At 69.8% G+C, this 17,428-nt stretch carries 16 protein-coding genes; 13 read left to right on the top strand and 3 right to left on the bottom strand.

The features are described 5' to 3' along the window. Nucleotides 1–182, bottom strand: a 182-nt coding sequence (locus QMO76_RS25755; protein WP_306363889.1) for an acetyl-coenzyme A synthetase N-terminal domain-containing protein, incomplete at its 3' end; no start/stop codon positions are given. Between the two features lie 325 nt (nt 183–507). On the opposite strand from QMO76_RS25755, the gene QMO76_RS25750 reads away from it, so the two are divergent. From QMO76_RS25750 to QMO76_RS25730, 5 genes are all read left to right on the top strand, one after another. Beyond that, on the top strand, nt 508–2,100 hold the full coding sequence (locus QMO76_RS25750) for an ABC transporter substrate-binding protein (RefSeq protein WP_306363910.1): 1,593 nt from the start codon (nt 508–510) through the stop codon (nt 2,098–2,100). 57 nt (nt 2,101–2,157) lie between these two features. After that, nucleotides 2,158–3,084, top strand: a complete 927-nt coding sequence (locus QMO76_RS25745; protein ID WP_306363888.1) for an ABC transporter permease — start codon at nt 2,158–2,160, stop codon at nt 3,082–3,084. Beyond that, a complete protein-coding gene (locus QMO76_RS25740; protein ID WP_306363887.1) occupies nt 3,077–4,039 on the top strand; it encodes an ABC transporter permease in 963 nt (320 codons plus the stop codon). The genes QMO76_RS25745 and QMO76_RS25740 overlap by 8 nt, the downstream gene beginning before the upstream one ends. Further along, complete coding sequence (locus QMO76_RS25735; protein ID WP_306363886.1) at nt 4,036–5,724, top strand: ABC transporter ATP-binding protein; 1,689 nt, start codon at nt 4,036–4,038, stop codon at nt 5,722–5,724. The genes QMO76_RS25740 and QMO76_RS25735 overlap by 4 nt, the downstream gene beginning before the upstream one ends. Before the next feature lie 120 nt (nt 5,725–5,844). Next, nucleotides 5,845–6,591, top strand: a complete 747-nt coding sequence (locus tag QMO76_RS25730) for an oxidoreductase (protein ID WP_306363885.1) — start codon at nt 5,845–5,847, stop codon at nt 6,589–6,591. A gap of 431 nt (nt 6,592–7,022) precedes the next feature. Here QMO76_RS25730 and QMO76_RS25725 read toward each other — a convergent pair whose 3' ends face one another. After that, nucleotides 7,023–7,823, bottom strand: a complete 801-nt coding sequence (locus tag QMO76_RS25725; RefSeq protein ID WP_306363884.1) for an HAD family phosphatase — start codon at nt 7,821–7,823, stop codon at nt 7,023–7,025. A 358-nt stretch (nt 7,824–8,181) separates the two neighbouring features. On the opposite strand from QMO76_RS25725, the gene ssd reads away from it, so the two are divergent. The 7 genes from ssd to QMO76_RS25690 all read left to right on the top strand — a co-directional run bounded on the left by ssd (nt 8,182) and on the right by QMO76_RS25690 (nt 13,832). Next, the gene (ssd, locus tag QMO76_RS25720) at nt 8,182–9,762 is read left to right on the top strand and encodes a septum site-determining protein Ssd (RefSeq protein ID WP_306363883.1); all 1,581 of its coding nucleotides are present in this window, start codon (nt 8,182–8,184) and stop codon (nt 9,760–9,762) included. After that, nucleotides 9,759–10,946 carry a TadA family conjugal transfer-associated ATPase gene (locus tag QMO76_RS25715; RefSeq protein ID WP_306363882.1) on the top strand — a complete coding sequence of 396 codons (1,188 nt, stop codon included), beginning with the start codon at nt 9,759–9,761 and terminating at the stop codon, nt 10,944–10,946. Before ssd ends, QMO76_RS25715 begins: the two co-directional genes overlap by 4 nt. Before the next feature lie 145 nt (nt 10,947–11,091). Beyond that, on the top strand, nt 11,092–11,904 hold the full coding sequence (locus QMO76_RS25710; protein WP_306363881.1) for a hypothetical protein: 813 nt from the start codon (nt 11,092–11,094) through the stop codon (nt 11,902–11,904). 307 nt (nt 11,905–12,211) lie between these two features. Then, on the top strand, nt 12,212–12,808 hold the full coding sequence (locus QMO76_RS25705) for a type II secretion system F family protein (RefSeq protein ID WP_306363909.1): 597 nt from the start codon (nt 12,212–12,214) through the stop codon (nt 12,806–12,808). A gap of 78 nt (nt 12,809–12,886) precedes the next feature. Beyond that, nucleotides 12,887–13,081 carry a DUF4244 domain-containing protein gene (locus QMO76_RS25700; RefSeq protein ID WP_306363880.1) on the top strand — a complete coding sequence of 65 codons (195 nt, stop codon included), beginning with the start codon at nt 12,887–12,889 and terminating at the stop codon, nt 13,079–13,081. A 59-nt stretch (nt 13,082–13,140) separates the two neighbouring features. After that, a complete protein-coding gene (locus QMO76_RS25695; RefSeq protein ID WP_306363879.1) occupies nt 13,141–13,458 on the top strand; it encodes a TadE family type IV pilus minor pilin in 318 nt (105 codons plus the stop codon). After that, nucleotides 13,455–13,832: an Rv3654c family TadE-like protein gene (locus QMO76_RS25690; RefSeq protein ID WP_306363878.1), complete on the top strand. Its 378-nt coding sequence runs from the start codon at nt 13,455–13,457 to the stop codon at nt 13,830–13,832. Before QMO76_RS25695 ends, QMO76_RS25690 begins: the two co-directional genes overlap by 4 nt. A gap of 414 nt (nt 13,833–14,246) precedes the next feature. On the opposite strand, the gene QMO76_RS25685 is transcribed toward QMO76_RS25690, so the two are convergent. Further along, nucleotides 14,247–16,628 carry a DEAD/DEAH box helicase gene (locus tag QMO76_RS25685; protein WP_306363877.1) on the bottom strand — a complete coding sequence of 794 codons (2,382 nt, stop codon included), beginning with the start codon at nt 16,626–16,628 and terminating at the stop codon, nt 14,247–14,249. Between the two features lie 435 nt (nt 16,629–17,063). On the opposite strand from QMO76_RS25685, the gene QMO76_RS25680 reads away from it, so the two are divergent. Then, nucleotides 17,064–17,267 (top strand): cold-shock protein, encoded by a 204-nt coding sequence (locus QMO76_RS25680; protein WP_029925108.1) that lies wholly within the window; start codon nt 17,064–17,066, stop codon nt 17,265–17,267. The last annotated feature ends 161 nt before the right edge of the window (nt 17,268–17,428 follow it).

Below are 17,428 nucleotides of genomic sequence, written 5' to 3'. Positions count from 1 at the left end.
GCGCTCCAGTCCAATACCCGGTTCCAGGGCCGGTGCCAGTGCAGCCGTTGGGCCTGTTCGGCCCAGAACGCCTCGCGGTCGGCGTCGGCCCGATCGTAGAGAGAGGCGTCGGCATTGGCCGCGGCGGCGAAGGCCGCGCTCGGCGGGTACGCGTCCAGGTGATCAGCGGTGGGTTCGGTCATCTCTCTTCTTCTCTCGACATCTTCCCGCGGCGGTCCGCGGGGGTGACCGCGGCCACGTTCGACAGTAACCGACTGTGACCTGCGTCGTATTTGTCTGTCCCGAAGGGTGCCCGGATGTGCAATGTGTCACGCGGATGCGTGGCAAAGAGTCGGGGATGTTGCCACATTGCTAACAAGGTGAACAATCCCTCATCGAATCGCTGACAACGGCTGACAGGGTGGCTACTGTCCGTTTCACCTGAGACGACCCCGCGGTGTGCTTCGGTGGACCCCGGCGCGCGCCGTGCCGTCTTCCTGCGATCGGGAGAAGACCTTGAGAGCGAAGATGATTGCCGCGGCGGTGGCCGCACTGCTGGCCACGAGCCTGACCCTGACGGCTTGCTCCTCCGACAACGGCGACAGCGCCGATTTCGTCACCGTCAATGGGGCCGAACCGCAGAATCCGTTGGTGCCCACCAATACCAACGAGAATATGGGCGGCCGGGTGGTCGACCGGCTGTGGGCCGGACTGAAGTACTACGACGCCGACGGTGTGGCGCACAACGAGGTCGCGGAATCCATCGAGACCACCGACCGCAAGAACTACACCGTCACCCTGAAGCCGGATTGGACGTTCACCGACGGCAGCCCGGTGACCTCCAGGTCCTTCGTGGACGCCTGGAACTACGGCGCGCTGTCCACCAACGCCCAGTTGCAGAACTACGTGTTCACCCCCATCGCCGGATTCGACGAGGTCGCCGAGGAGAACCCGACGCAGCGCACCATGTCGGGACTGAAGGTGATCGACGACCGCACCTTCACCATCGAACTGAAGGCCCCCTCGATCGACTTCGAGAACTCCCTCGGCTACGCGCCGTTCTATCCGCTGCCCGAGTCCGCCTACGCCGATATGACGGCCTTCGGTCAGAACCCGATCGGCAACGGCCCCTACATGTTCGCCGGCCCCGGCGCCTGGGAGCACAACAGCAAGATCGACCTGGTGCCCAATCCGGACTATCCGGGCGGACGCCCCGCCAAGAACAAGGGCCTGCGGTTCGTGATGTACCGGTCCTTCGACACCGCCTACGCCGACCTGCAGGCGGGCAACCTCGACGCCCTCGACACCATCCCCGAAAGCGCCCTCACCGTCTACGAGAACGACCTCGGCGACCGCGCGATCACCAAGCCGACCGCGCAGAACCAGCACATCGGGGTGCAGTCCAACGTCCCGCACTTCGGTGGCGAGGAGGGACTGCTGCGCCGCCGCGCCATCTCCATGGCCATCGACCGGGAATCCATCTGCGACAAGATCTTCCACGGCACCCGCCTCCCGGCCCGGGACTTCACCGCCGCCACCCTGCCCGGCTTCGACGGTGACCTGCCGGGCTCCGAGGTGCTGAGGTTCAATCCCGACGAAGCCGAGAAACTGTGGGCACAGGCCGACGCCATCTCGCCGTGGTCGGGCCGCTACGAGATCGCCTACAACTCCGACGGCGGCCATCAGGCGTGGATCGAGGCCGTGGCCAACAGCGTCAAGAACACCCTCGGCATCGACGCCATCGCGGTGCCGTACCCGACCTTCAAGAACATCCGCGACGAGGTGAACGCCGAAACCATCGGCAAGGCGTTCCGGTACGGCTGGCAGGGCGACTACCCGACCATGCTGCAATTCCTCACCTCGCAGTACTACAGCTTCTCCGAGACCAACAACGTCAACTACAACAATCCGGAGTTCGACCGCCTGCTCGACGCCGCCCTGGCCGCGCCCACCCAGGAGGAATCGCATCGGCTCGTCGCCCAGGCCCAGACCCTGCTGATCCAGGACATGGCCGACATCCCCGTGCTCGACTACGTCGCCGCGGCCGGTGTCTCGGACCGGATCAGCAAGGCCGAACTCGCCTGGAACGGACTCTTCGACTTCGAGAACATCGAGAAGTAGCCGCCACCGCGCCGGGCCCGAGCGCATCGGCCCGGCGCACCACTTCCCGGAGGAAATATGGCTTGGTATGTCCTGCGGCGTCTACTCCAGATGATCCCGGTGTTCCTCGGCGCGACCTTCCTGATCTACGCGATGGTCTTCCTCATCCCCGGCGACCCGATCGCGGCGCTGGCCGGTGAGAAGCCCCTGACCCCCGCCATCGAAGCTCAGCTGCGCGCCCGATACCACCTCGATCAGCCGCTCATCACGCAGTACCTGCTCTACCTGAAGGGCATCGTCACCCTCGACTTCGGCACCGCCTTCTCGGGTCGGCCGGTGAGCGACGAGCTCGCCCGCGCCTTCCCGATCACCATCAAGCTCGCGTTCATGGCGGTCTTCATCGAAGGCGTGTTCGGCATTCTGTTCGGACTCGTCGCGGGCCTGCGCAAGGGCCGCCTGTTCGACTCCACCATGCTGGTCGCCAGCCTCGTCATCATCGCCGTGCCGGTCTTCGTGGTCGGCTACGTGGCGCAGTTCCTGTTCGGCGTGAAATGGGGGATCGCCCCGACCACCGTCACCGGGAACGCGAGCTTCGCCGAACTGCTGGTGCCCGCCTTCGTGCTCGGGTCGCTGTCGTTCGCGTACGTGCTGCGGCTGACCCGGAATTCGGTGGCGGAGAACATGTCCGCCGACTACGTGCGCACCGCCACCGCCAAGGGGCTGGGCAGACGCCGGGTGGTCACCGTCCACATCCTGCGCAACTCCATGATTCCGGTCGTCACCTTCCTGGGCGCGGATCTGGGCGCGCTCATCGGCGGAGCCATCGTCACCGAGGGCATCTTCAATATCCCGGGCGTCGGCGGCACGCTGTACCAGGCGATCACCCGTGTGGAACCGCCCACGGTGGTGTCGTTCGTGACCGTGCTCGTGGTGATCTTCCTGCTGTCCAACCTGCTCATCGACCTGCTCTACGCCGCACTCGATCCGAGGATCCGCTATGTCTGACCTCGTCAGGGAATCCGAGGCCGGAACGCGGCCCGGACAGCAGCATCACGTCGCGCCGCCCGACGCGGTCGAGGTGCTCGCCACCGACCGGGTGGTGGAAACCGGTGAGCCGACCAGCATCTGGACCGACGCCTGGCGACGGCTGCGCCGCAATCCGATCTTCATCGTCGCGATGCTGCTCATCCTGGTCGTCACCGTGGTGGTGCTGTGGCCCGGTCTGTTCAGCGGCCAGGACCCGCGCGAATGCGTGATCGACAACAGCATGGCGCCGTCCCGGCCCGGACACCCCTTCGGCTTCGACAAACAGGGGTGCGACGTGTACGCGCGCACCGTATACGGCGCGCGCGCGTCGGTCATGGTCGGGCTGGGCGCGGCGGCGCTGTTCATGCTCATCGGCGGCACGCTCGGGGCGCTGGCCGGATTCTTCGGCGGGCTGCTCGATTCGGTGGTGTCGCGCATCGCCGAGATCTTCTTCGCCATCCCCATGGTGCTCGCCGCCATCGTGCTGCTGCAGATGCTGCGGCCCGCCACCATGTGGAATGTCGTCCTGGTGCTCGCCTCCTTCACCTGGCCGCTCGCGGCGCGCATCGCCCGCGGTGCCGTCATCGAGGCCAAGAACAGTGAATATGTCACGGCGGCAAAGGCATTGGGAGTGTCACGGCTGGGCATCCTGGTGCGGCACGTGTTGCCCAACGCAGCCGGGCCGATCATCGTGGTGTCCACCATCTGGCTGGGCGTCTTCATCGTCACCGAGGCGACGCTGTCCTATCTCGGAGTCGGGCTGCCACCCGACATCGTGTCCTGGGGCGGCGACATCGCCAAGGCCAAGAACGACCTGCGCACCTCCGCCATTCTGTTCTATCCGGCTGCGGCACTGGCCATTACGGTGCTGAGCTTCATCCTGCTGGGCGATGCCGTGCGCGACGCCCTCGACCCCAAGGCCCGGAAGAGGTGAGCACCGTGACCGCCGACGACACGCCACTGCTGGAGATCCGCGATCTCAATGTGTGTTTCACCTCCGACGGCAAGCGAGTGCCGGCCGTGCGGGATGTGAACCTCACCGTGTACCCGGGGCAGACCGTCGCCATCGTCGGCGAATCCGGCTCCGGGAAATCCACCACGGCACACGCCGTCATCGACCTGCTGCCCGGCACCGGGCAGGTGACCTCCGGGTCCATCCGGTTCGACGGCAAGGACCTCACCCGGGCGTCGCCGCAGGAGATCGTCGCCGCGCGCGGGCGCGGCATCGGACTGGTGCCCCAGGACCCCATGTCCAACCTGAACCCGGTGTGGAAGATCGGCTTCCAGGTGCGGGAAACCCTGGAGGCCAACGGCATCGCCAAAGGCACCGCGGCGCGTCGCCGCGCCGTGGAACTGCTCGAGGAAGCCGGGATGTCCGACGCCGAACGGCGAATGAACCAGTACCCGCACGAATTCTCCGGCGGGATGCGGCAGCGCGCCCTCATCGCCATCGGCCTGTCCTGCCGCCCGAAACTGCTCATCGCCGACGAACCCACCTCGGCACTGGACGTCACCGTGCAACGGCAGATCCTCGACCACCTGGACGGGCTCACCGCCGAACTCGGCACGGCGGTCCTGCTGATCACCCACGACCTCGGCTTGGCCGCCGAACGCGCCGAACACCTGGTGGTCATGTATCGCGGGCAGGTGGTGGAATCCGGTCCGGCACTGCGGATTCTGCGCGACCCACAGCACGCCTACACCAAGAAGCTGGTGAAGTCCGCCCCCTCGCTGGCCTCGCAGCGGCTCTCGACGGTGCGGCATCGCGTCGAGGTCCGCGAGCACGCGGTGGAGGTCGCCGAGGGCGAACTCGCCACCCTGCCCGATGACGTGGTGATCGCCGAGAACCTCACCAAGCGATTCCGGATCCGCGGTGGACGGCCCTGGAGGTCGACGGATTTCACCGCCGTGGACGATGTCTCGTTCCGGCTGCGCCGCGGCACCACCACGGCCATCGTCGGGGAGTCCGGCTCCGGCAAGTCGACGGTGGCGCAGATGGTGCTGGGGCTGCTGCCGCCCACCGCCGGGCGGGTGCTGTTCGACGGCACCGCCGTGGCGGCGCTGCGGGGCAGGGCAGCCTTGGGTTTCCGGCGGCGCGTCCAACCGGTGTTCCAGGACCCGTACGGCTCCCTGGACCCCATGTACTCGATCTACCGCACCATCGAGGAACCTTTGCGCGTCCACGGCGTCGGTACCCGGTCCGAGCGCGAGGACACCGTCCGCGACCTGCTCGACAAGGTCTCGCTGCCCGCATCGGTCATGCGGCGCTACCCCAATGAGCTCTCCGGCGGCCAGCGCCAGCGCGTTGCCATCGCCCGCGCCCTGGCCCTGCGACCCGAGGTGGTGGTCTGCGACGAGGCGGTCTCCGCACTGGACGTGCTGGTGCAGGCGCAGATCCTCACGCTGCTCAACGACCTGCAGGCCGAGCTGGGGCTGTCGTATCTATTCATCACCCACGACCTGGCCGTGGTCCGCCAGATCGCCGACGACGTGGTGGTGATGCGGCAGGGCCGGGTGGTCGAGGCCGCCGCCACCACCGAGGTCTTCGACAATCCGGAATCCGATTACACCCGCCGCCTGCTCGACGCCATCCCGGGGCGGGACCTGCTGGCGAGTTGATTCGCGTCGGCACCGGGCAGTGCGCGGGGCCGCGGTCGTGGCGGTCGTCGGCCGTGGTTGCCGCCGCGCGGTACCGGGGGGCGCCGGCCCCGGCGCGCCGGACCAGTAGCCTCGTAACCCGTGACCGACCCGCTCCAGCCCCTAGTCGACCTGCCCGGTGTGCGCGACGCCGCCGACAAGGCCCGCGACGCGCTCGCCGAGGTGCACCGGCACCGGGCCAACCGGCGCGGCTGGCCCACCACGGCGGCCGAGGCCGCGGTGCGGGCGGCGCGGTCGTCGGCGGCCATCGACGGCGGCAGCATCGACATACCGGCCGACGGGCGGGTGGAGGACCCGATTCTGGCCGGATCGCTGCGGGTCGGGCAGGCGCTCGACGGGGAGGCGCTGCGCACCCTGGCCGGGGTGTGGCAGCGCGCTCCGCTGCAAGCGCTCGCGCGACTGCATCTGCTGGCCGCCGCCGATATGGTCGCCGACCCGCAGTCGCTGGGGCGTCCGCGGGATGTCGCCGGGGTGGCGGAGCGACTCGACCTGTTGGCGCAGACGGTGCTGACCACGAATGCGCCCGCCCCGGTGGTCGCGGCCGTCGTGCACGGGGAGCTGCTGACCCTGCGGCCCTTCGGCACCGCCGACGGCATCGTGGCGCGGGCGGCTGCCCGGCTCGTGGCGGTGTCCAGTGGGCTGGATCCGCACGGCCTCGGCGTGCCGGAGGTGTTCCTGTTGCGCCGCCGCCAGGCGTATCTGGATGCGGTGGCCGCCTTCGGCACCGGAACCCCGAACGCGGTGGGCGGCTGGGTCATCTTCCACTCCGGTGCGCTGGAAGACGGTGCCCGCGAAGCCCGTTCGATCGCCGACGCGGCATCCGGCTGAGTTCGCGGCCCCGGATATCGGGCGTGAAAACCCACCGCACATCAGAGCGGGCGGCGTTGTCGCCCTTGCGACCTCACCGCCCGCTAGCACGGACCACCTGGTTACCAAGCGTGCTGTATCGGGTTGTGTGATTCGGCCTCGGCGAGCTCTCCGGACCCCGCCGATTCATCCCCACAGCGTGTGCGGGGCCGTCGCCGACGGAGTCACGGATAACGCAGGCCCACAACACTCGTGCCCTTGTCGCGGCGTGCTCCGCGTGGGTGCCTGGTGTCCGTGCTGGGAAGGGTGGGATGGGAGATAGGACCTTCTCTTCCGATCCGATCTTGGCCTTCCGTCCTTCCTTGTCACCATTGTTACTCTGTGACCGCACTCACAGCAAGAGCTGCGGAAACTTTCTTCGAGCGGTGTGTCGCGCGGCGTTTCGCGCCCGCTCAGCGCCGCTTGCGCAGTAGTCGGTAACTCAGCGCCCCGGCGGCCACCGCGCCCAGTCCGACGGCCACGCTCGCGGCCACCGTGGTGGTCGAGGGCGCGGGGATGCGCGACCACAGCGACACCGGATTCTCGAAGGTCAGCACCGGCCAGCCGCGCTGATGCGCCTCCCGGCGCAGCGCCCGGTCCGGATTCACCGCCGTCGGATGTCCGACCGCCGCCAGCATCGGCAGATCGGTCACCGAGTCGGAGTAGGCATAACAGCGGTCCAGGTCGTAACCCTCACTGGTGGAAAGCCTTTCGATCGCCTGAACTTTGCCCTCGCCGTAGCAGTAGAACTCGACCTCGCCGGTGTACTTGCCGTCCTCGACGACCATGCGGGTGGCGGCCACGTGATCGGCGCCCAGCGCGGCGGCGATCGGCGCGACGATCTCCTCGCCCGACGCGGACACCACGATCACGTCGTGGCCGCGGATGCGGTGGTCGGCAATGAGATCGGCGGCCTCGGCGTAGATGAGCGGATCCACGATCTCGTGCAGGGTCTCGGCCACGATGCCCTTCACCTGCTCGACGTCCCAACCAGCGCACATGCTGGTGAGATGGGCGCGCATCCGCTCCATCTGGTCGTGGTCGGCGCCGCTGAGCAGGAACAGGAAATGGGCATAGCTGCTTTCGAGCACCGCGCGGCGGCTGAGCAGACCCTGATCCAGGAACGGCTTGCTGAACACGAAGGCGCTGGAGCGGGCGATCACGGTCTTGTCGAGATCGAAGAAGGCGGCGACTCGTCCGCGTTCGGCTGTCACGCCGTCCAGAATATGTTTCCCGGGATGTCGGGGTGGCGGGCGGTCGGTCCGGACGGGTTTGCCAGCCGGAAGCCGGCATGTCCGGTTCGGAAACGACTCGCGCGACGGACTTGCATTCCGGGCAGGGCTTGGGTGTAGTATCGCAATTACCTGGACATGGTCCAGGCGTGTTCAGCCCGACCCCCCGGGGCTGAACCCCGACGGCCCCAGCCTCCTCCCCCCCCGGCTGGGGCCGTCCTCTATTTCCGGACCGATTCGGCTCGGTCCCGCGGCGGGTAGTTCTCCACAGGCCGCGTGTTATCCACACTCGCCGGTAAGGGCCTTTCGTCGGTCATCCCGATCCGTGACGCTGACCTGCATGAATGCTGTTGTCGCCGCCGCGCCCGCGCTCGTGCTCGTCGACCGCCCGCGCTTACGCGCCGAGATCCGGCGCATCGCCGCCGCCGCCGATCGGCGCGTGGACGAGCGGGTGCTACCGGTCGGGCGGCACGACTGGATGGGCGCGTCCGTGGTCCTGCTCGATACCGCCGCCGCCCGCGAGTGCGCGGCGGCGCGGTGCCCGCGGCGGCCCGGGGTGCTCTTGGTCACCGAGGGCGAACCGGGTTTGCCCGACTGGCGGACCGCCACCGCCATCGGTGCGGAGCAGGTCCTCGCCCTGCCCGACGCGTCCGAGGCCCTGATCGCGGCATTCGCCGCGAATGCCCACGGCGATGGTGGCCACGGGGTGGTGGTCGCGGTGGCCGGCGCCTGCGGCGGAGCCGGAGCGTCCACCCTGGCCGCGGCCATCGCCCTCACGGCGGCGCGCCGCCGGTTCCGGCCGCGCACGCTGCTGCTGGACGCCGCACCCTGCGGCGGCGGACTCGACCTGCTGCTCGGCCTCGAGAAGGCACCCGGGCCGCGCTGGCCCGACCTGGCCGTGGAGCACGGCCGCGTGGCCGCCGACGCCCTGCACGCGGCACTGCCGGGCACCGACGGCGTCACCGTACTCGCCTGTGCCAGAGGCGCATCCGCGCCCGCTCCGCCGTCGCCGACCGCCGTGCATGCCGTCCTCGAGGCCGTGCGCGGCGCGGGTGATCTGCTCATCTGCGACCTCTCCGGCGAACGCGGCCCACACGCCGACCAGCTCCTCGACGCGGCCGACCTGGTGGTTCTCATCACCCCCGCCCAACTCCGCGCGGTGGCCGCCGCCGAGACCGCCACCGCGCGCCTTCGCACCCGAAACCCCAACCTCGCCTTGCTGGTTCGCGGTCCGGCCCCCGGCGGCCTGCGCCCCACCGACATCGCCACCGCCCTCGAGCTCCCACTGCTCCACGCCATGCGCGCGCACCCGGCCCTCCCGCGTCACCTCGAGCGCGGCAGCCTGCCCCTGCACGCGCGCCACCCTCTGCACCATGCCGCCGCGGCCGTTCTCGGCGTCCTCACTCCGGCCGATACCTCGGCCCCATCGGCCGCCGCGCCCCGAGCGCCTCTCGAGCCGACGCCGCTCGCACCGGTCACAGCGCAGCCACGAACGGGCGGTCTCCGGATCGATCCTGTTGTGCAGCAGTCGGTCCCGGCCGAGCTTCGCGGCGAGCCGGGCGCACCACAGGATGGTCCAACCGCACCGCGAGATGATCTCGCCGCACGGCACGGTGTTCCGGCCGCGCAACCGGGTGATGCGGCCGTACGGCAAGGTGAACCGGCCGGGCCGCTGCTCGGCGTAGCCACGTCGCCACTCGCTCGCACTGTGCCGCCGGAACTTCGGGCAGCGCAGCGAGTTGGTTCGGTCGCATCGTCGGACGACGAGGCCGTACCGCATGGAAGGCAGGTCGCGGCGTCGGGAGGTGCGACCGTACCGCCTGGGGAGCGGTGTGCGGTATCCGGTGGCCGGGCCGGATCGGGTGGTCGGGCCGGGTTTGCTGTCGCTCCGTTCGGCCCGGACTCGGGGGTGGGGCGATGAGTGCGCTGGTGACCGCCGAGCTGCTGGATCGGGTGCGGGAGCGGTTGGCGGAAGGGGTGGGGGATCCGGATCCGGCGCGGGTGGCGGCGGCTATTCGGGCCGAGGCGGGTGGGGTGCTGGGGGATACCGACCTGTTGCGGGCGCTGCGCCTGCTGCAAACGGAGCTGACCGGAGCGGGGGTGCTGGAGCCGCTGCTGCACGATCCCGAGGTGGCGGATGTGCTGGTGACCGGTCCGGATGCGGTGTGGGTGGATCGCGGGCAGGGGCTGCGGCGGACCTCGGTGCGGTTTCCGGACGAGGCCGCGGTGCGGCGGCTGGCGCAGCGCCTGGCGCTGTCGGCCGGTCGGCGTCTGGACGACGCGCAGCCGTGGGTGGACGGTCGGCTCGCCGGAAGCGAAGCGGCGTTGGGGAATTCGTTCGGCGTGCGGTTGCATGCCGTGCTGGCCCCCGTCGCCCACGGCGGCACCTGCCTGTCGCTGCGGATACTGCGCCCGGCAACCCAGGGCCTCGATGCCCTCGCGGCCGCCGGTGCCGTCCCGCCCGACGCGAAACTCCTGCTGGAGAACATCATTCGCAGCCGCTTGGCGTTCCTCGTGGTCGGCGGCACCGGCGCGGGCAAGACCACGCTGCTGTCCGGCCTGCTCGCCAAGGTGGACGCGGCCGAGCGCATCGTCTGCGTGGAGGACGCCGCCGAACTCGCCCCACCGCACCCGCACGTGGTCCGGTTGGTGGCGCGCACCCCGAATGTCGAAGGGGTGGGTGAGGTCACCGTTCGCGACCTGGTCCGCCAGGCGCTGCGCATGCGCCCCGACCGCATAGTCGTCGGCGAGGTCCGCGGCGCGGAGGTGGTGGACCTGCTGACCGCGCTGAACACCGGCCACGACGGCGGCGCGGGCACCGTGCACGCCAACTCGCCCGGCGAGGTCCCCGCCCGCCTGGAAGCCCTGGCGGCCCTGGGCGGCATGGATCGCCTCGCCCTGCACAGCCAACTGGCCGCCGCCATCCAGGTCGTCCTGCACGTGCACCGTCGCCCCGACGGCTCCCGCGCCCTCCGCGAAATCGGCGTGGTCGCTCGCGGCTCCACCGGCACCGTCCACATCGAGCCCGCCTGGACCGCCACCACCCGTCCCGCCCCCGCGGCACCCGCCTTGGCCCGCCTCATCGACGAACGCCTCGACCGATGAGTACCGCTACAACGCCCGATTCGGTACCACCGTCCCGGTACGGCGATCCGCGAGTCGGGAGATGCGGCGTGGCCGACGAGAGCGCGGCCGGGTCGGCGGTGCACCGGGGCGGCGACCCGGCCCGAGTCGACGAAGCGGAGCTGTGATGCCTGAAATGCTCGCCTATCCGAGCTCAGTGCTCGCCTGCCTGGCACTCGCCCTCGTGGCGGTGCCGCCGCCACCAGCACGACGGCGGTTCGCGGCCCTGTTCGGCGCGCCGGTGCCGAAGCGCACAGCGTTACCGCGTACGGCCGTCCGGATAGCCGTGGTCCTGGCTCCACTCAGCCTGTGGTTGGCCGGTTTCGGCACCGTGCTCGCAGCGGCCGTGCTCACCGCCACCCTTTCCGTCCGCCACCACCGCCGCGTGCGTGCCCGCCACCGTGCCGCCGAACTCGCCCGCTTGCTCGACGGCCTGGAGGTGATCATCGGTGAGCTGCGGGTGGGAGCCCATCCCAGCGCCGCCGCCGACATCGCAGCCCGCGAGACCACCGGCGACGCCAGCCACGCCTTCGCCGTGAGCGCGGCCCGCAGCCGTCTCGGCGGCAGCGGGGCCACCGGCATCCGGCAGCCGGATACCGCCATCGCCGTCGACCTCTCCCGCGTCGCCGATGCCTGGCAGGTCGCCGAATCCCACGGCTTGGCGCTCGCCGAACTTCTCACCGCCGCCCGCACGGATCTGCTGGGTCGCAAGCGCTTCCAGGCCCGGACCCGAGCCGCCCTGGCCGGAGCTCACGCCACCGCCGCCGTCCTCTCCGCCCTGCCGCTCTTGGGCCTGGCCCTGGGCCACCTGATGGGTGCCGCTCCGCTCCGCATCCTCTTCACCACCCCACCGGGCCAACTCCTGCTCCCACTCGGCACCACCCTGACCTGCACCGGCCTGCTCTGGACGGACGCCATCACCCGAAAGGTCCTGCAATGACCGCCCTCCCACCCCGGCCGGAAACAATCGGCGGTTCCCGCCCTGACCACACATCTCATCCGCCCCAATGCCCGTGTCCCGCAGCGGCTGCGAACCGCGCCGCCCGCGGCTGTGTCAGCGCGAGCGGTGAACGACACGGCTGCGCAGGCGAGCGCCCCCATCGTGGTCGAAACGTCCACGTGCCGGTCTGTGCCTGTGCGGAACAGCGCTGCCGTGGCCGTACGTGCGTGGCCGAATGCGGGGATACCGGCCGAACCGACCGGGTGGCAGCGGCATTCGTCGCAGTGGACAGTACGGACGCGTGGCCATGAACGCGTACTCGATGCCGCTCGTACTCGTGGCCGTCGCATTGGTGCTGATTCCGGGGCGGGATGTGGCGCGGCGGCGGTTGGGCGGCCTGGTCGACCGGCGGGGGTCGGATCGGCGGACGGTGGTTCCGGTGCGGCCGGATCCGCTGGGGGTGGCCGCGGCACTGGACCTGTTCGCGGCGTGTCTGCGGGCCGGGCTGCCGACCGCGGCGGCCGCGGGCGCGGTAGCGGTGAGCGCGCCCGAGCCGGTGCGCACGGTCTTGGGGCGGGCGGCGGATCTGCTCGCGCTGGGCGCCGATCCGGCCGTGGCCTGGGATCGGGCGAGCGCCGGGGTCGGTGATGAGGCGGTGACGGCCTTGACACGGCTGGCGCGGCGCTCAGCGCGTTCGGGAGCTTCCCTGGCCGTCGCGGTCGCCGAGCTGGCGGAGCAGCGGCGGGGTGACGTGGAGGATGCCGCCGCCGCGCGGGCCGAGCGGGCCGGGGTGCTGATCAGCGGTCCCCTCGGGCTGTGCTTCCTGCCCGCCTTCGTATGCCTGGGGATCGTGCCGGTGGTCATCGGCCTGGCCGGTCGGGTCATGGAGGGCGGACTGCTGTGAACACCACGACTGTGCCGGTGCGGATCCGCCGCACCGGACCGAGGAGAGGAACGCCGAATGCGATCCACGGTTCGAAACATGTCCCTGCGCTTGCGAACCCGCCTACTGCTGGCCGCGACGGCCGACGACGGCATGAGCACCGCCGAGTACGCCATCGGAACGATCGCCGCCGCCGCGTTCGGGGCTGTCCTGTACGCGGTGGTCACCGGCGACAGCATTGTCAGCGCGCTCACCCGGATCATCGACAGGGCATTGAAGACCTCGGTCGGTTGACGAGATCGCGGTCCGGCCCGGGGGTTTCGCACCCTCGCGGGTGCCGCGCCGACGCTGGGATGGCCACCGTCGAGGCGGCACTCGCTCTCGCGACGATCCTCCTGGGCATGGTGCTGTGTGTCGGCGCGCTGCTGGCCGCCTCGGCCCAGGTCCGCTGTGTGGACGCCGCGCGCGAGGCCGCCCGCCTCACCGCCCGCGGTGCGGACTCCGAGGCGGTGCCCACCGCGCGCCGAGTGGCCCCACCGGGGGCCGACATCACGGTGCGGGTGGACGCGGACCTGGTCACCGCGACGGTGACCGCCCGCTTCCCACTGCTACCGGGCCTCGAACTGCACGCCACGGCGGTGGCTGTCAGTGAGCCTGGAGTTCGGTCGTGAGCGAGCCGCCGCCTGCCCGGCTGCCAGCCGATGCGGGCGCGGCCACCGTCACCGCCGCCTGGGCGGTGGCGGCGCTGCTGACCGTGACGCTGCTGCTCGCGCAGCTCGGCGTGGCCGTGGTGGCGCGGCACCGGACCCAATCGGCGGCGGACCTGGCCGCCCTGGCCGCGGCGGGCGGGCTGGACCGGGGCACCGTCGCGGGCTGTGCGGAGGCCGACCGGATCGGGCAGCGCATGGGGGTGCGGGTCCGGGAGTGTGTGGTCGCGGGCTGGGATGTGACGGTCACGGTGGAGTCGGGGATAACCCTCGGCCCGCTGGGTACGCGGATGGTGCGGGCCTCGGCGCGCGCGGGTCCGGTCGTGGGCCCGGATTAGCTCGACGACCGCTCGGCGGTCGCAATACCGGGAGGTTGGTCTACGAATACCGAACGGTTGGTGATGGAAAATTGATGATCACCATCACATCCGGCGCTGTTGTGCGCGACACAAGCTCATGATCAATCTCGAATTCCGACCCGGCCGTGCCGTTCATTAATGCTGGAAATGATCACAACGCATTACATGCGCAAACCACGATTCGAATAAATGCACAGGTGAATACCCGTCTACATTCGATAGCGGGAGCAACGGGTCAGTTAACAGGATCACATCCCTTTTTATTCGCCCGTGGGTCGCATCGTGCATGACTCGGAGCGAACCGTCCGGATCGTCCGCTCCGGCCCTGCCTCGCCGACGCGACACGCCGGAGCGCGCAGGTGGCGAAACGATCTCGGCCCGACGTCGGCCGTGTCACGAATCGGTGTGACCGTCGTCACCCTCGCGCAGCTCCGCCAGGACCGCGGCCAACAGCCGCTCGGCCCCGGCCTTGTCCAGCGGATTGTTGCCGTTTCCGCACTTCGGAGACTGTACGCAGGAGGGACATCCGCTCGCGCATCCGCAGGACCGGACGACCTCCAGCGTCGCCGACAGCCAGGGCCGCAGTCGCGCGAACCCGCGCTCGGCGAAGCCGGCCCCACCCGGGTGGCCGTCGTAGACGAAGACCGTCGGCAGTCCGGTATCGGGATGCTCCGCGGTCGACACGCCGCCGATATCCCACCGATCGCAGGTCGCGACCAGCGGCAGCATGCCGATCGCCGCGTGCTCTGCGGCATGGAGCGCCCCCGCGACACGACCGGCGTCGATCCCGGCGCGTTCCAGTAGCGCCGGGGTGACCGTGTAGAGCACCGCCCTCGTCGGCAGCGGCTGCGCGGGCATGTCCAGGGGAACCATGTCGAGCACCTCGCCGCTGGGCAGCCGTCGCAGATAGCCCACCACCTGCCGGGTGACCAGCACGCGCGCCAGCGCGGTCGTCACCGAACCATGAACCCGCTGGTCATCGACCGCTTCGATCTCGACGGTCGTGACCGCCCGGGCACTGGTGGTCCAACTCGGCGTCTCGGCGTGCACCAGCGCCACGCCGCCGTCGAGATCCAGTTCGTCCACCACGTAGCTCTCGCCCTGGTGCAGGTGCACGGCCCCTTCGTGCAGGGTGGCGGGGGCGCGCCCGGCGTCGGTGGTGCCGAGCAGCCGCCCGCTCTCGCCGTCCACGACCGCCACCGTGGTGCCGATGCCGCCGCGGACGTCGACCGCGTCGTGCGGATGCGCGTCGGCGGTCACGAACCAGCGTGCGCCGCCGTCGCGCACAGCCCTGGTCCGCCGCCGGATCAGCCCCTGTTCCGCCAGGTCGGACAGCAGTTCCCAGGCTCCGAAGGCGTGGACCTCCGCATCGCTGAGCGGCTGTTCCATGGCGGCGCACAGCAGATGCGGCCCGAGTACGTAGGGATTGTGCGGATCGGTGATGGTGGCCTCGACGGGCTTGCCCAGCAGCGCCTCGGGGTGGTGGACCAGATAGGTGTCGAGGGGGTCGTCTCGTGCGATGAGCAGCACCAATGCCCCCTGGGCGCGGCGTCCCGCCCGCCCGGCCTGCTGCCAGAAAGAGGCCACCGTGCCCGGGTAGCCGGTGACCACCACGGCATCCAGCCCGGCGATGTCGACGCCCAGTTCCAGCGCATTGGTGGTCGCCACCCCGAGCAGTGAGCCGTCGGAGAGCGCCGCCTCCAGCGCCCGCCGATCCTCGGCCAGATATCCGGCCCGGTAGGCGGCGACACGCGATGCGAGCTGGGGATCGACCTCTGAGAGCAGGTGTCGCGAGTCCATCGCCACGAGTTCCGCGGACCGCCGCGACCGCACGAAGGTGAGCGTGCTCGCCCCCTCCGCCACGAGTTCGGCCATGACCCGCGCCGCCTCCGCGCCGGCCGAGCGTCGCACCGCCGCCCCGTTCTCTCCGGTCACGCCCTCGAGCAGCGGCGGCTCCCACAGCGCCACGGTGCGGGCGCCCTGCGGTGAGCCGTCCGCGGTGACCGCCGCGCACGGTGCGCCGATCAGCCGCGCCGCCGTCGCGGCCGGTTCCGCGGCGGTGGCCGAGCACAGGATGAAGACCGGATCGGAGCCGTACCGCTGGGCGAGTCGCCGCAGCCGCCGCAGCACCAGCGCCACGTGGGAACCGAATACGCCCCGGTACGTGTGGCATTCGTCGATCACCACGTACCGCAGATTGCGCAGCAGCCGGGCCCAGCGCTGATGGCCGCGCAGGATGCCGAGATGCAGCATGTCGGGATTGGTGAAGACCCAGCGGCTGTGCGACCGCACCCACTGCCGGATCTCGCCGGGCGTATCGCCGTCGTAGGGGGCGGGGTGGATATGACGGAGCGGGCCGTCGGTCAGCTCGGTGGCGCAGCGCAGTTGATCGGCGCCGAGCGCCTTGGTGGGGGACAGATACAGGGCCGTCGCCTTGGGGTCCGCGTGCAGCGCGGTCAGGACGGGGAGCTGGTAACCGACCGATTTGCCGGAGGCGGTGCCGGTGCTGACGACCACGTTTCGACCGGAGAAGGCCAGCTCAGCGGTATCGGCCTGATGGGTCCACGGCGTGTCGACTCCGGATGCCTGTAGCGCTTCGACCACCTCCGGCGATGACCATTGCGGCCATTCCGTGATCTGTGCCGCACGGGACGGTAGCTCGCTGATATGGGTGAGTCTGGCGTCACCGTTTTCGAAGCCGATCAGGACACGATTCAGCAACGATCCACCGTAGCTCGCACTGTCGATCTGCACTGCTCGAGCTGCCGGTTTCATCGAACATGCCCCGCGACACGCGGGCGGGGTGCGAACGGTGTGTATGTCTGTGGGTCTACCTGCCATTTCACTACAGAGTAGCGACCCGCGTCACAGCCCGTTTGCCGGATGCTCGCTCGGTTATCACAAGGCAAACCTACTTCAAGTACGGATTTGGGCATTATGCCCCTCACCTGCTCATTCGCAAGATCAACTTTTTTGCAAATTGTGGGTAACTCCGCTGTTGAATTCACCGAAGACATGGTTCACTGGTTCCTGGTCGCAAGCTTCTGTGTTCGAGGGACGGATCCAAAGTCCAAACCATCAGCAGGATCGATGTTGCGAACGGTGTGCTTGGTGCTTTCCTGCAGGGGGAACAAGAGTACAGCGCTCGGAACGGACCCGGTGGACGAACCTCGTTGTCCGCCGTTCCGGTATGGAAAGAGAAGGAACAGAATGGCACAGGGAACTGTGAAGTGGTTCAACGCGGAGAAGGGGTTCGGCTTCATCGCGCCCGAGGACGGGTCCGCTGACGTCTTCGTCCACTACTCCGAGATCCAGGGTTCGGGCTTCCGCACCCTCGAGGAGAACCAGAAGGTCGAGTTCGAGGTCGGCCAGGGCACCAAGGGCCCCCAGGCCACTGGTGTTCGCGCGCTCTGATCCGAGCGGGCCTACCCAACAGGTATCCGTCCCCCACCGCCACCCGGCGGTGGGGGACGACCCATATCCGGACCCATTACACTCGATCACAACCCGGGGCCACATCGCCGCTGCGCCCGAGACGCAGCGCTTCAACACGGTATAAACGTTGCTGGCAGCGA

Source organism: Nocardia sp. CC227C, from assembly GCF_030767025.1.
In the GTDB taxonomy this organism is placed as follows: Bacteria; Actinomycetota; Actinomycetes; order Mycobacteriales; family Mycobacteriaceae; genus Nocardia.
Note: the sequence above shows the minus strand (reverse complement) of the source record. Positions and strands in the feature narration are given on the sequence as shown.

Coding starts and splice junctions, on each gene's coding strand:
- QMO76_RS25685 (WP_306363877.1), bottom strand. CDS start 16,628: ATGAAACCGGCAGCTCGAGCAGTGCAGATCGACAGTGCGAGCTACGGT.
- QMO76_RS25705 (WP_306363909.1), top strand. CDS start 12,212: ATGAACGCGTACTCGATGCCGCTCGTACTCGTGGCCGTCGCATTGGTG.
- QMO76_RS25680 (WP_029925108.1), top strand. CDS start 17,064: ATGGCACAGGGAACTGTGAAGTGGTTCAACGCGGAGAAGGGGTTCGGC.
- QMO76_RS25745 (WP_306363888.1), top strand. CDS start 2,158: ATGGCTTGGTATGTCCTGCGGCGTCTACTCCAGATGATCCCGGTGTTC.
- QMO76_RS25700 (WP_306363880.1), top strand. CDS start 12,887: ATGTCCCTGCGCTTGCGAACCCGCCTACTGCTGGCCGCGACGGCCGAC.
- ssd (WP_306363883.1), top strand. CDS start 8,182: ATGAATGCTGTTGTCGCCGCCGCGCCCGCGCTCGTGCTCGTCGACCGC.
- QMO76_RS25750 (WP_306363910.1), top strand. CDS start 508: ATGATTGCCGCGGCGGTGGCCGCACTGCTGGCCACGAGCCTGACCCTG.
- QMO76_RS25710 (WP_306363881.1), top strand. CDS start 11,092: ATGCCTGAAATGCTCGCCTATCCGAGCTCAGTGCTCGCCTGCCTGGCA.
- QMO76_RS25740 (WP_306363887.1), top strand. CDS start 3,077: ATGTCTGACCTCGTCAGGGAATCCGAGGCCGGAACGCGGCCCGGACAG.
- QMO76_RS25715 (WP_306363882.1), top strand. CDS start 9,759: ATGAGTGCGCTGGTGACCGCCGAGCTGCTGGATCGGGTGCGGGAGCGG.
- QMO76_RS25695 (WP_306363879.1), top strand. CDS start 13,141: ATGGCCACCGTCGAGGCGGCACTCGCTCTCGCGACGATCCTCCTGGGC.